This window comes from Enterobacter sp. SCRI0065 (assembly GCF_059766475.1).
Window position 1 is genome coordinate 101,254 of the sequence record NZ_JCBAJB010000005.1, and the last position, 11,774, is coordinate 113,027.

Here is an 11,774-nt window from a genome sequence, read left to right on the forward strand (position 1 = left end):
ATTTCTACGGCATAAAATGCTAGCAGGATATATTCTTCAATTAATGAGTTAAGCGCCGCTAAACATTATTATGCTAAGGCTGTATCTTGCCTGAATAAAGGCCATTTGGATATTAGAATAATAGCAGAGATGTCATTGCTGTCAGGTGAGGGATTGAGATAAAACGATATTATATTCTGCCGTTGGATTTTTGGCGGTGCGAAGTTCGCACTTAAGTAAAACTGAAAAGAGCGGCATGCGAAACAAGAAGGCTATTAAAAATGTACTGGAAAAAGTATTTGCGAATGCTATAAACATAATACCTAATGCAATTCGTTGTGCGGGATAAATTATGCTCAGAAATGTCAGCGTAAGGACCTTTATACTTTATTTTCTACTCGTCGTACTTTTAATCATTGATGGGTTGGTTTTGGCTTTTTCAAAAAGTACAATGCTTTTTATATTGGTTAATATTGTTAATGTGCTTGCGGTTTTGTTACTTTGGACCTACATGACAAAATATCTTGTGACGCCGATCAATACCGTGAAAAAAAGTATTGAAGAAGTCACTTCAGGCAACCTTGCCGTTTCTATTCCTGAGTTTGGTAATAACTGTGCCGGAAGATTGATTCCCGGGATCAATAGTTTGTCGAGCAATATAGCCACATTAGTCCGCGAAATCAGAGCCTCTTCACAAACGGCGATGACCCTTTCTGAACAACTTTCTAACCGTAGCGCGCAACTGTCGGTAAAAACGGAACAGCAGTCGGCCTCACTTATCCAGACCGCTGCCAGTATGGAACAGATGGCAGCGAGTACCCGAAATAATGCTGACAATACGCGTCTGGCCAGCGATCGGGCAAACCGTGCCACGGTTCAGGCGAGTAAAGGGGGCGAGCTGATGGGGCAGGTTGCGCACAATATGCAGTCCATTACGGAATGTGCGCAGCAGATGACAGAGATTATCACGCTGATCGATGGCATCGCTTTCCAGACCAATATTCTGGCGTTGAATGCTGCCGTTGAAGCGGCCAGAGCCGGAGACCACGGCAAAGGGTTTTCCGTCGTTGCGGGTGAAGTACGCAATCTTGCACATCGCAGTGCAGAAGCGGCAAAAAGTATTAAAACGCTGATTGATGTCACCACTAATAACGTGACCCAGGGCGTGACGGTCGTGGCTGAAGCGGAAAAGAACATGCATGAAATCGTCAACGGTTCCGGGCAGGTCAGTAAGCTGATGGATGAAATTTCTGCCTCAACGGCGGAACAGGAAAAAGGTATCTCACAAATCACTCAGGCACTTTCTGAGCTAGAACGCGTGACGCAAAGTAACGTTGCGATGGTAGACGAGTTATCCGGTTCATCGGATGTACTGAAAAATCAGGTTATTGAACTTCAGGCCCGCACCCGTAATTTCAGGCTTGACGATAGCGTTGAGTTTGCTGGACAAGAACGCCTTCGACAACATTCCGCCATCTACTCCCGGCGCACTGAGCACGTATTCTGATAGTGGAGATTAAAGCCTGGTTCGCCAGGCTTTTTACTTTTTGATAAACATTTCCTTAACAAATTCAGCGCGCTGCCACGGTTAAATGTTGATTAACATTGGGCGATGGCTAGACTGACAACCATGATTGCGAAATGGTGGAGGCGCTGTGGAAGGCATTAAAGGGTCCGAGGTTAACGTTCCGGACGCGGTGTTTGCGTGGTTACTGGACGGAAAGGGCGGGGCGGCGCCGCTGGAAGATAGCGATCTTATTGATAGTGAACATCCGTGCTGGCTGCATCTGAACTACACGCAGCCGGAGAGCGCGCAGTGGCTCGCATCCACGCCGCTGTTGCCTAACAATGTGCGCGATGCTCTGGCGGGTGAGAGCCTGCGTCCCAGGGTTAGTCGACTGGGTGACGGCACGCTCATTACGTTGCGTTGCATTAACGGCAGCACGGACGAGCGTCCTGACCAGTTAGTCGCGATGCGGCTGTATATGGATGAACGTCTGATTGTTTCGACGCGCCAGCGTAAAGTGTTGGCCCTGGATGATGTCGTCAATGATTTAAAGGAAGGCACCGGTCCCGTTGACTGCGGCGGTTGGCTGGTAGATGTGTGTGATGCCTTAACCGATCATGCCAGTGAATTTATAGAAGAGTTGCACGACAAAATTATCGATCTTGAAGATAACTTGCTCGATCAGCAAATTCCGCCACGGGGTTTTCTGGCACTGCTGCGCAAACAGCTCATTGTGATGCGCCGTTATATGACGCCACAGCGTGATGTTTATGCGCGTCTTGCCAGCGAGCGGCTAACCTGGATGAACGACGATCAGCGTCGCAGAATGCAGGATATTGCGGACCGTATGGGGAGGGGGCTAGATGAAATTGACTCCTGCATTGCCCGTACGGCGGTAATGGCCGATGAAATCGCCCAGGTGATGCAGGAGTCACTGTCACGTCGAACGTACACCATGTCACTGATGGCCATGGTCTTTTTGCCCAGCACTTTTCTGACAGGGTTATTCGGCGTTAATCTGGGGGGGATCCCAGGAGGTGCTTATCGGTTCGGCTTTTCCGCTTTTTGCATCATGTTAGTTGTTTTGATTGGTGGTGTTGCGTGGTGGTTGCATCGTAGTAAATGGCTGTAAATTTACACTATTTTCGGTGAACTCACGCTTCAAAACGCTATTTTGTTTGAGCGAAGTCAATAAACACCTACCTCGTTCGGTGCAGTATTACTCCCGCAGGTGAATGCAACGTCAAGCGATGGGCGTTGCGCTCCATATTGTCTTACTTCCTTTTTTGAATTACTGCATAGCACAATTGATTCGTACGACGCCGACTAAATTAGTCGGCTTTTTTTTGCCTGTAGAATCACAGCGTCTACCCTAATAGAGTCATTCCGATCACCCGGAGGGTAACATGAGCTGTCTACATGCATTGCTTCAGTGGCAACCGCCGCTTTCAAACTCGATCCCAACCGACCCGGTGCCTGTCCCCGATCCTATTCCTCGTCCACAGCCGATGCCGGATCCGCCACCTGATGAAGAACCGATTAAATTGTCGCATCGGTCACTCAGATCTGCGAGGATACGCGCCAACTGACTGTGACTTTTACCACGAGAATATATTGTGACCGCTTTTTCGACTCTGAATGTTTTGCCCGCTGCCCAACTCGATAACCTTAACGAGTTGGGTTACCTCGCGATGACCCCTGTACAAGCTGCCGCGCTTCCGGCGATCCTGGAAGGACGCGACGTTCGTGCGCAGGCAAAAACCGGCAGTGGAAAAACGGCTGCATTTGGTCTTGGCGTTTTACAGCGCATTGATGCGGGTTTATTCCAGACCCAGTCGCTGGTCCTTTGTCCTACCCGCGAACTGGCCGATCAGGTCGCTGGTGAGCTACGTCGTCTGGCGCGATTTTTGCCAAATACTAAAATCTTAACCCTGTGCGGCGGGCAACCGTTCGGCGCACAGCGCGATTCTTTGCAACATCCACCGCATATCATCGTCGCGACGCCTGGCCGATTGCTTGATCATTTGCAGAAAGGCACCGTTTCTCTGGATGCGCTGCAAACTCTGGTGATGGATGAAGCCGACCGAATGTTGGATATGGGCTTTACCGATGCGATTGATGAAGTTATCCGATTTGCACCGGCTTCTCGCCAGACGCTACTGTTTTCTGCGACCTGGCCTGAGGCGATCGCCGCCATTAGCGGGCGAGTGCAGCAAAACCCGGTCACCATCGAAATTGATTCAGTGGATGCGCTCCCGGCCATTGAACAACAGTTTTATGAAACCTCGCAGAACGGCAAGATCCCACTGCTGCAAAAGCTGCTCAGCAAACATCAGCCAGCATCCTGCGTGGTGTTCTGTAATACGAAAAAAGACTGTCAGGCCGTCTGTGACGCACTTGAGTCGGCAGGTCAGAGCGCACTTGCACTCCATGGCGATCTTGAACAACGCGATCGCGATCAGACGTTGGTACGTTTCTCAAATGGAAGCGCCCGTGTCCTGGTTGCGACGGATGTTGCGGCGCGCGGCCTGGATATCAAATCACTAGAGCTTGTCATCAACTTTGAACTGGCGTGGGATCCTGAGGTTCACGTTCACCGCATTGGTCGTACTGCTCGTGCAGGTAATAGCGGTCTGGCGATTAGCCTCTGCGCACCAGAAGAAGCGCAGCGCGCTAACATTTTGTCTGAGATGCTACAGTTGAAACTGGACTGGATAAGCGCACCGGTTAATGTGGCGATTGTCCCGCTGAAAGCCGAAATGGTCACGCTGTGCATTGATGGCGGTAAAAAAGCCAAAATGCGTCCAGGCGATATCTTAGGAGCCTTGACCGGTGATATTGGTCTCGATGGCGCTGATATAGGCAAAATCGTGGTGCATCCGGCGCATGTTTATGTTGCGGTGCGCCAGTCGGTAGCGAACAAGGCCTGGAAGCAGTTGCAGAACGGTAAAATCAAAGGGAAGACGTGCCGGGTACGTTTACTGAAATAGGACTTTTAAAGCGTCTCAGAGCTTATCTCTGAGACGCTAACATATTACTTCACTTCGACGATATTCAGTCTCATCTCATCAAGTTGAGAGTCATCTTCTTCCGGCTGCCAGCCCGCTGGCTGCATCGGGATATCTTCGCGATCGAACGCTAAATCACCGCCGTCCACCACTTCAGAACCGTGCTGAATCCCTTTGAAGTCGAACAGTTCAACATCGCTCAGGTGTGAAGGCACTACGTTTTGCATCGCGCTGAACATGGTTTCGATCCGTCCCGGATAGCGTTTATCCCAGTCGCGCAACATGTCGCCAATGACTTGACGTTGAAGGTTAGGCTGAGAGCCGCACAGGTTGCAAGGGATGATGGGATACTCACGCGCTTGGGCAAATCGCTCAATGTCTTTCTCACGGCAATAAGCCAGTGGGCGAATCACGATATGCTTTCCGTCATCACTCATCAGCTTTGGTGGCATACCTTTCATCTTGCCGCCATAGAACATGTTCAGGAACAGCGTTTGCAGAATGTCGTCGCGATGGTGGCCGAGCGCAATTTTAGTGGCACCCAACTCCGTTGCCGTGCGATAGAGAATGCCGCGACGCAGGCGAGAGCAGAGCGAGCAGGTTGTTTTACCTTCTGGGATCTTCTCTTTTACGATGCCGTAGGTATTTTCTTCAACAATCTTATATTCGACACCCTGTTGCTCAAGATATTCCGGAAGAATATGCCCAGGGAAGCCCGGCTGTTTCTGATCGAGGTTGACCGCAATCAGTGAGAAATTAACCGGTGCGCTCTGCTGAAGATTGCGCAAAATCTCAAGCATGGTGAAACTGTCTTTTCCACCCGAAAGGCAAACCATAATCCGGTCGCCTTCTTCAATCATATTGAAATCTGCAATGGCCTGGCCCACGTTACGACGCAAACGCTTTTGCAGCTTGTTTAGGTTGTATTGTTCTTTCTTGTTAATCTCTTGATTTTGTTGCATTTATTACTACCTTTGGAACCAGTAAGGGCATAATAGGGCAAAGTTTTTTCAGCGTGCCAGCTTATCGTTCAGCATCAGCACCTGTTCGCCATTCATTTCTTCAATCCACGCACCGTAGACTTCATAAACCCTTTGCGCGTTTCCATGCCCCATCTGACTGGCTATGTAAAGACGGGTTAGCACCGGCGGATAAAAGCCAGCAGGCAAAAGTATGCCGCGTATGGTACGGATTCCGACGGCGAATACCAGCACGTTTTACGGCGGCGTTAAATCTCGCGCCGACACTCGATAAAGAGTAGTCGGCTTTTTGTTCACCCTTGCGCATCCGGGGCATGAAAACAAATCGCACGCCATGATGTTCTATCGCGCCATACTTGCGATGATGAAAAACAATCTCGGTTTTAGGCTGTAGCGCTGTCAACTTACACAGTGCTTTAAGGGCCTCAAGTGCTGGCTCTAATAGAGCGATAACTCGATGACCAGAATTGCATTTGCGGTAATTTCAGTCTCTTTCATGCTCGTCCAAAATTCACATAGCTCTGAAAAGGATGCCGGTTAAAGAAAATTGATATTCCGATATCAGGAGGCCTGGCCGGGTAGGGAACGGAGTCGACGCATGCCGGTCATCGCTGTAGCCACATAGCTCGCCTTACGGTTCACTACCTCAACCCAAAATTTACGCCTTCTACTCTGTCTGCGCATCACCGCTGATTTATTTATGAAAATTATTTGACTGATCGTTCCATAATCAATACTATGCCGCCTCAACTCATTTCAAGTCCCACATCCCTATGAGTGCTGAAAAACCAACCTTTCCGGGTCGTCCACGAAAGTTCGAAGATCAGGATGTCATTGATGCTGCCGTCGCTGTTTTCAGCGCCAATGGTTATGCAGGCACCTCTGCGCAAGATTTATGCAATGGTACGGGATTAGGGCGGGGAAGCTTATACAATGCCTTCGGAAGCAAGCAAGCCCTTTACGAGCAAGCTTTGTTGCGCAGCCATGAACAAACTATGTCAGCACAGTTAGCAATACTCACACAATCAGGTCTGGTAAAAGAGCGATTGCATACCCTTCTGCTCTGGGGTATTGCCGAAGATCTTTCTCAGCCAGAACAGCATGATGCGATGGTCTTATTTTCAGCCCTGGAGATGGGTAGTAAAGATGAAGCCGTTGCAAGGCTGAATAATGAATATCGTCAGCATTTAGAACAAACGCTGGTGGCGGTATTTATCGAAGGTCAACGAAGCGGTGAGCTAAACAATAAAGCATCAGCCGTCGAAATGGCGAGAGGCTTTATGGCAGGCTATTACGGTTTACGTGTACTGAATAAAAACATTTCAGATAGAAAAATCCTCGAAGATGTCGTCGCTGGTCTGTTAATCAATTTATAAATTTAAGCGAAAAAGGTCATTAATTACTTTCATTCATTTTTGTAACGATCATTCCAATACGGAGGGGAATAAAAAACCATGCCATTAGTCGTATATATTTTAGGGTTAGCCATTTTTTCATTAGGTACAGCAGAGTTAATGGTGGCGGGTATGATGACCACGCTATCTGAAGCATTTGGTGTTACAGTCGGCGAAGTCGGTCATTTGATTTCATATTATGCATTCGGTGTAATGCTAGGTGGCCCGGTATTAACTTACGCCTTTCTTAAGTTTAAAGCACCCTATCGATCAACGTTATTATGGTTGTTAGGGTTATATGTTATCGTACAAGGGTTAAGTATTTTTGTCTCTGATTACAATGTGTTAGTTGCTATTCGAATCGTGACAGGTATTTTGTGTGCAGGGTGTTTAAGTCTTTCACTCGCGACAAGTATGGCTCTTGTATCTGTAGAAAATCGCCCTCGTGCCGCATCAATAGTGATAGCAGGTTTTATGGTATCCAATGTCTTTGGTGTACCTATCGCGACAATCATTGACCAGCACTGGGGCTGGAAAATGAGTTTTGGGCTGGTCGCCGTCCTGGTTTTCATATGCCTGTTAGCATTAGTACGCTTATTGCCACATATGAGCGGCGGCTGTGCTATCAAGATGGCTGAAGAGATTAAGGCATTTAAAAATAAGGCCTATTGGAAAGCCTGTGCAACCAGCTGTTTGATTTTGGGCGCAAGTTTTGCGGCATTCAGCTATTTTGTTCCCGTGCTGACTGATGTCAGTAAATTTACAATGCAGACGGTTCCCTTCATTCTGATGCTTTATGGACTAGCCAATATCATCGGAAATATGGTAACGGGACGTCTTGCATATCGCCATAGTTTAGCTGTTATGGTTGTCGGATTAACAATATTGAGTATTTCTTTGCTCGGCATGGCACTATTTGTTCAATATCAGGTTATTGCTATTCTGGCTGTCATACTTATCGGTTTATCAGGGGTTCCAATGAATCCGGCAATGATGGCAAGAATTGTCAGCGTGGCACATCCAGGTCCAATGGTCAATGCCGTTCATACTTCCGTTATCAATATTGGATTAGGTGGCGGTTCTTATTTAGGTGGGATGGCAATTTCATCAGGATTCGGTTTACGTTCAGCTTTATGGATTGGAATGGCATTAGCGGTACTGGCTCTATTATCCGTATTACCTTATATCCGTCGCAGTAAAAAAGGTTGGAGTTAATAGGTTCTGAAGATAAACACACCCCGATTATAAAAAATCACGGGGTGTCAATATAGCCGTTAAATTTTATTCAAAACTAACTGGCCTTTCTCATCCAGTGGGGCTGCGTGCCGGGGTCTTTATCCATCCGGATTTTACCCTGTTGATCGCCGATGCGGTAGGTCACGTCGTAACCGATCGGACGACTTATCTTTTCACAGCCAACAAAGGCTTAACAGTGTTGCCAGTCAGCTCAACGAAAGGCCGAGAAAAGTGCGAGACTATGAATCACCCGCAGAACGGTTCGATAAGTGTGTTGCATCAATCGGTTGAACTCACAGCTCAAAGCAGACTTGAACGCTTAGTCTGGTTGCGTTTCAGTGGGCAGCTTCGATTAGCGCTGGACATTGATTTTTCACATTCCCCACCGAGCGCGAAACCGCGTGCCAAATGAAGTTGTCCGCCTGCACAGTACCGTCAGAGATAATATCTTTTGCTTCTCTACCGCTAACATCCTGCCTCATCTATTCCCTTGCAGCTTCAGGTGACAGAACCAGTGGTCAACAGGTTTATTCTTGAAGTGGTATGTTGCTGTTAATAAAAACATGTTTTAAAAAACAGTATTGACTTCAAATCTTGAATGAGTAAATTAGCACTTAGCCGCACAATGAAAGAAGTTAGTGAGCAGTAAAAAGTACTGGGTAAAACCATTTTGCTAAACGGGCCACGAAGTTTGTTATTTGGGATGTAGTGTGCTTTAAGGTCTCGAAGTGTTTGTGCTGGTTCGCAAAATGGTAGTGTTTGCGCGACGATGTAAGGCCTTGTTTTTCTAATTGATGCTGGCGGTTTAGTTTGTTTTTTATAACTGTACCAGCAAAGGGCAACGCATCAAAGAGTATATGTCGCGATGGGGGATGTACTTGTTTAAATTGCCACGCTTAATTTTTGAAAGCGCAGGTGTGTATATAACGAGATAAATAGAGGGAGGTTTTTTAGTATTAATACCCAATATTATCTGTAGTAAACGGGTGCATTTAAAAGCAGTATAAATAGCAGTATCACTCTATTAAGTCCATTAATGTCAAATCTGAAGTCTGTAGTACCTTAAAAGCCCTGGCTGCAATGGTCAGGGCTTTTAAGATTACTCAAATACCCTTTGGGTGTGAGTTTTACCCACAAATCACAGACAAAACCCATTATCATTATTACCCCCACAAGAATTCATTCTGTGTCATTGGTTTGGCATACAAACCCTATGAAAGCGGCCTGAGTAAAGCAACCCTCGTTTCAAGCGTTGTCCTCAAGGACAGTGACCACTACCAGAGCGGGAGTGCCGAAAGGTAAAGAATACTTTGCTTATTGTCACTGTCCGTGCCTTAATGTGCTCATCAGTTCGATCTACAAGCGAACGTAAACATTTTATTGGGCAGTCCTCATTACCAGGTGTTATCGCTGATATCCCTCCTTTTGAGTCTATACTTTATTATAATACGTTTATTACCCTTCCCGTCAGATATAACTGGAGTCAGTATGTCCTCAAGAATCAGAGGCCTGGTAAAGTGGTATAAGGAAGACAAAGGTTTCGGTTTCATCTCTCCTCTTGATGGAAGCAAAGATATCTCTGTTCACGTGTCCGATCTTCGGGGGGATAATTTAGAAACCCTGTTTGAAGGACAGAAAGTTGAGTATACGATTTTCAATCGTACCAAAGGTCCCGCAGCTTCTAACGTAATACTTTGTGATAACTAGCAGGTGTGGACGTGCTGTACAAACAGTCACGTGCGCCTCTAATTAGACTGCCTACAGTAGCATCACTGTGTAGAGTCTATTTGGTTCCCCCCCCCTAAAACGTAGCTTAAGGCGGGGTCGCTAATTTATTTAACGATTATCATATCTTCAGGAATGTTTCTGCAATCATTTTAATGGTTTAAATAAAGTATTGCAAAATGGGCAGACGAGTTGAGAACCTTTTTGGACTCGGCTAAAACTATGCTCTGAATCTTTTGAACAGTTTGGGCACGGGCATTTGACTAAGTAATTACGGCGGGATTGTGTGTTTTTACGAACTGACATAGGCATCTCCTGATATAAGGGACGTCTACGATACACGTTTAACGTATCAATTACTTGTGTTTTCTTATGCCAGGCGTTTCCCTGCGTAGTAAAGCCCAGTCTTGTAGGGCAGCTATTGACCGCTCAAAAGCTTTTCCCCGTTCGGTGAGTGAATACTCGACTCGAGGGGGATCTTTAGCTTCGGTGTCGCCGAGGTGTCATGCAATATCACCCATTCTTACACCAAATCAAACATCGCTCGATTGTTGAGTGCTTTACTGCATACTCTTCTTTGCTGACAGGAGTATAAACATGATTGATCACACCGGATTCAGCGTCACAAATCTTGAAGACAGTAAACTCTTTTACACGAGCGTTCTTGCAAGTCTTGGTTATATTATCCGGCTTGAATTCCCGAATAAGGCGGTAGGTTTTGGCCCCGCTGTACTTGATGAAAGGGGAGATCCTGGAGGTGCATTCTGGTTAACACTGGGCACCCCCTCTACGCCCCGGATGCATCTTGCTTTCAGTGCAAAAAACAAAGAGGAAGTGGATGCATTCTACCGCGCAGCTTTACTGGCTGGTGGAAAAGATAATGGTGCGCCGGGATACAGGCCCCATTATCACCCTGGCTATTACGCCGCGTTTATCCTTGATCCTGATGGATACAATATTGAGGCGGTTTATCACGAGCCACGATAGGGATTTATGGACCGCCTGTGTCGGTAGATGTTCCAGCCATCCGATGGATATCTGATGGCGGGTATGGTGTGGATTCCTGGCCTGATTGTCAGTACGTTTAAGCTCTTAATCAGCCGGGGCATTGAGAGAATATTGAACATTTCTCGGTTTCGGACCATGCTAAACAGCAGTTTCTCTCAGGAGTAAAATGTATGACCCAAAAGCTAGCTGCACAATGCCATTGTGGCGCGGTTGCGTTTACGGTTGAACTGTCTGATGGATTTAACACAGCCCGGCGCTGTAACTGTTCGTTTTGTCGGATGCGCGGGGCGGTTGTGGTTTCTGCTCCGCTGTCGGGAATTGAAGTGACAAAAGGCCAGGACAAACTTACGGAATACCGTTTTAACACACAGGAAGCACGTCATTTTTTCTGCTCCGTCTGCGGTATTTATACTTTCCACCAGCGCCGATCCAACCCGGATCAGTACGGTATCAATGTCGCCTGCATTGAAGGCGTTTCACCTTTTGATTTTGCCGAGATTGAAGTGATGGATGGCGTCAATCATCCAAAGGATGGGGCGAGCGATGGTGTGATGGGTTATTTGTCTTTTCGAGCGGCGAAGAAGTAATCGCTGAGAACGTTGTCTTTGCTACACTTTGACTTCGTTAAATTTCCCTTTAACCACGCCATCGTAAAAACGGCCTTTTGATACCACCTGCAAAAAATCGTTGTAGACGCGGGCGGGAACATGTTGGTACCGCAGAGTGCGGCGATCGAGAAAGCGAATTTCCAGCGTCGCGCTACGCTCATCATAGCCAATGGATGCAATGCGTGACGATCTTACAGGGTGATGGACCATGATGGTGTCCCTTACAGCTTGTAACAGGAGATTTATCATCCATCAGGATGGCCTGTTTATGCAAGACAAAAGTATTATGTCGTTCGTGTCTGCAACAATTAAATAAGCCCGCATATGAA

The 11,774-nt window shown here is 47.0% G+C and carries 12 protein-coding genes and 6 pseudogenes; 10 read left to right on the top strand and 8 right to left on the bottom strand.

The annotated features are described in order from the left end of the window. Positions 1-430 precede the first annotated feature (430 nt). The 4 genes from AC6EMZ_RS15130 to dbpA all read left to right on the top strand — a co-directional run bounded on the left by AC6EMZ_RS15130 (position 431) and on the right by dbpA (position 4,476). Positions 431-1,486: a methyl-accepting chemotaxis protein gene (locus AC6EMZ_RS15130; protein WP_498403582.1), complete on the top strand. Its 1,056-nt coding sequence runs from the start codon at positions 431-433 to the stop codon at positions 1,484-1,486. A gap of 148 nt (positions 1,487-1,634) precedes the next feature. Then, on the top strand, positions 1,635-2,618 hold the full coding sequence (zntB, locus tag AC6EMZ_RS15135; protein WP_498403399.1) for a zinc transporter ZntB: 984 nt from the start codon (positions 1,635-1,637) through the stop codon (positions 2,616-2,618). Between the two features lie 274 nt (positions 2,619-2,892). Then, complete coding sequence (gene ynaL, locus AC6EMZ_RS15140; RefSeq protein WP_498403400.1) at positions 2,893-3,075, top strand: proline-rich small protein YnaL; 183 nt, start codon at positions 2,893-2,895, stop codon at positions 3,073-3,075. Between the two features lie 27 nt (positions 3,076-3,102). Then, entirely contained in the window at positions 3,103-4,476 is a 1,374-nt protein-coding gene (gene dbpA / locus AC6EMZ_RS15145; RefSeq protein WP_498403401.1) for an ATP-dependent RNA helicase DbpA, read from the top strand. Between the two features lie 44 nt (positions 4,477-4,520). Here the strand turns inward: dbpA and ttcA are convergent, their stop codons facing one another. The 3 genes and pseudogenes from ttcA to AC6EMZ_RS15160 form a co-directional block, all read right to left on the bottom strand. After that, complete coding sequence (gene ttcA, locus AC6EMZ_RS15150) at positions 4,521-5,456, bottom strand: tRNA 2-thiocytidine(32) synthetase TtcA (protein WP_498403402.1); 936 nt, start codon at positions 5,454-5,456, stop codon at positions 4,521-4,523. Between the two features lie 48 nt (positions 5,457-5,504). Next, positions 5,505-5,949 (bottom strand): annotated as a pseudogene (locus AC6EMZ_RS15155) (tyrosine-type recombinase/integrase); the annotation flags it as partial. An 86-nt stretch (positions 5,950-6,035) separates the two neighbouring features. Further along, positions 6,036-6,134: pseudogene (locus tag AC6EMZ_RS15160) on the bottom strand (DUF4060 family protein); the annotation flags it as partial. A 113-nt stretch (positions 6,135-6,247) separates the two neighbouring features. Here AC6EMZ_RS15160 and AC6EMZ_RS15165 point away from each other — a divergent pair. Beyond that, the gene (locus tag AC6EMZ_RS15165) at positions 6,248-6,850 is read left to right on the top strand and encodes a TetR/AcrR family transcriptional regulator (protein WP_498403404.1); all 603 of its coding nucleotides are present in this window, start codon (positions 6,248-6,250) and stop codon (positions 6,848-6,850) included. A 78-nt stretch (positions 6,851-6,928) separates the two neighbouring features. Further along, on the top strand, positions 6,929-8,083 hold the full coding sequence (locus AC6EMZ_RS15170) for an MFS transporter (RefSeq protein ID WP_498403405.1): 1,155 nt from the start codon (positions 6,929-6,931) through the stop codon (positions 8,081-8,083). Positions 8,084-8,142: 59 nt separating this feature from the next. On the opposite strand, the pseudogene AC6EMZ_RS15175 reads toward AC6EMZ_RS15170, so the two are convergent. Then, a pseudogene (locus AC6EMZ_RS15175) lies at positions 8,143-8,261 on the bottom strand (glycine zipper 2TM domain-containing protein); the annotation flags it as partial. Between AC6EMZ_RS15175 and AC6EMZ_RS15180 the strand changes: the two are divergent. Then, positions 8,258-8,395, top strand: a pseudogene (locus AC6EMZ_RS15180) (IS30 family transposase); the annotation flags it as partial. The pseudogenes AC6EMZ_RS15175 and AC6EMZ_RS15180 sit on opposite strands and share 4 nt — an antisense overlap. A gap of 44 nt (positions 8,396-8,439) precedes the next feature. Here the strand turns inward: AC6EMZ_RS15180 and AC6EMZ_RS15185 are convergent. After that, positions 8,440-8,622, bottom strand: a pseudogene (locus tag AC6EMZ_RS15185) (SOS response-associated peptidase); the annotation flags it as partial. A gap of 970 nt (positions 8,623-9,592) precedes the next feature. On the opposite strand from AC6EMZ_RS15185, the gene AC6EMZ_RS15190 reads away from it, so the two are divergent. Continuing rightward, positions 9,593-9,811 (top strand): cold shock domain-containing protein, encoded by a 219-nt coding sequence (locus tag AC6EMZ_RS15190; RefSeq protein ID WP_498403406.1) that lies wholly within the window; start codon positions 9,593-9,595, stop codon positions 9,809-9,811. A gap of 165 nt (positions 9,812-9,976) precedes the next feature. Here the strand turns inward: AC6EMZ_RS15190 and AC6EMZ_RS15195 are convergent, their stop codons facing one another. Further along, positions 9,977-10,141 carry a YnfU family zinc-binding protein gene (locus AC6EMZ_RS15195; protein WP_498403408.1) on the bottom strand — a complete coding sequence of 55 codons (165 nt, stop codon included), beginning with the start codon at positions 10,139-10,141 and terminating at the stop codon, positions 9,977-9,979. 44 nt (positions 10,142-10,185) lie between these two features. After that, positions 10,186-10,302, bottom strand: a pseudogene (locus AC6EMZ_RS15200) (winged helix-turn-helix transcriptional regulator); the annotation flags it as partial. Positions 10,303-10,426: 124 nt separating this feature from the next. On the opposite strand from AC6EMZ_RS15200, the gene AC6EMZ_RS15205 reads away from it, so the two are divergent. Both AC6EMZ_RS15205 and AC6EMZ_RS15210 read left to right on the top strand, forming a co-directional pair. Further along, the gene (locus tag AC6EMZ_RS15205; RefSeq protein WP_498403409.1) at positions 10,427-10,816 is read left to right on the top strand and encodes a VOC family protein; all 390 of its coding nucleotides are present in this window, start codon (positions 10,427-10,429) and stop codon (positions 10,814-10,816) included. Between the two features lie 191 nt (positions 10,817-11,007). Continuing rightward, entirely contained in the window at positions 11,008-11,424 is a 417-nt protein-coding gene (locus AC6EMZ_RS15210) for a GFA family protein (RefSeq protein ID WP_498403410.1), read from the top strand. A gap of 21 nt (positions 11,425-11,445) precedes the next feature. Here the strand turns inward: AC6EMZ_RS15210 and AC6EMZ_RS15215 are convergent, their stop codons facing one another. Then, positions 11,446-11,655 carry a KTSC domain-containing protein gene (locus AC6EMZ_RS15215; RefSeq protein WP_498403411.1) on the bottom strand — a complete coding sequence of 70 codons (210 nt, stop codon included), beginning with the start codon at positions 11,653-11,655 and terminating at the stop codon, positions 11,446-11,448. Positions 11,656-11,774: the final 119 nt, after the last annotated feature.

Bases quoted from the DNA above. Each gene is read 5' to 3' on its own strand.
- AC6EMZ_RS15130 (WP_498403582.1), top strand. From the start codon at position 431: ATGCTTTTTATATTGGTTAATATTGTTAATGTGCTTGCGGTTTTGTTA.
- ynaL (WP_498403400.1), top strand. From the start codon at position 2,893: ATGAGCTGTCTACATGCATTGCTTCAGTGGCAACCGCCGCTTTCAAAC.
- ttcA (WP_498403402.1), bottom strand. From the start codon at position 5,456: ATGCAACAAAATCAAGAGATTAACAAGAAAGAACAATACAACCTAAAC.
- AC6EMZ_RS15165 (WP_498403404.1), top strand. From the start codon at position 6,248: ATGAGTGCTGAAAAACCAACCTTTCCGGGTCGTCCACGAAAGTTCGAA.
- AC6EMZ_RS15170 (WP_498403405.1), top strand. From the start codon at position 6,929: ATGCCATTAGTCGTATATATTTTAGGGTTAGCCATTTTTTCATTAGGT.
- AC6EMZ_RS15190 (WP_498403406.1), top strand. From the start codon at position 9,593: ATGTCCTCAAGAATCAGAGGCCTGGTAAAGTGGTATAAGGAAGACAAA.
- AC6EMZ_RS15195 (WP_498403408.1), bottom strand. From the start codon at position 10,141: ATGCCTATGTCAGTTCGTAAAAACACACAATCCCGCCGTAATTACTTA.
- AC6EMZ_RS15205 (WP_498403409.1), top strand. From the start codon at position 10,427: ATGATTGATCACACCGGATTCAGCGTCACAAATCTTGAAGACAGTAAA.
- AC6EMZ_RS15210 (WP_498403410.1), top strand. From the start codon at position 11,008: ATGACCCAAAAGCTAGCTGCACAATGCCATTGTGGCGCGGTTGCGTTT.
- AC6EMZ_RS15215 (WP_498403411.1), bottom strand. From the start codon at position 11,655: ATGGTCCATCACCCTGTAAGATCGTCACGCATTGCATCCATTGGCTAT.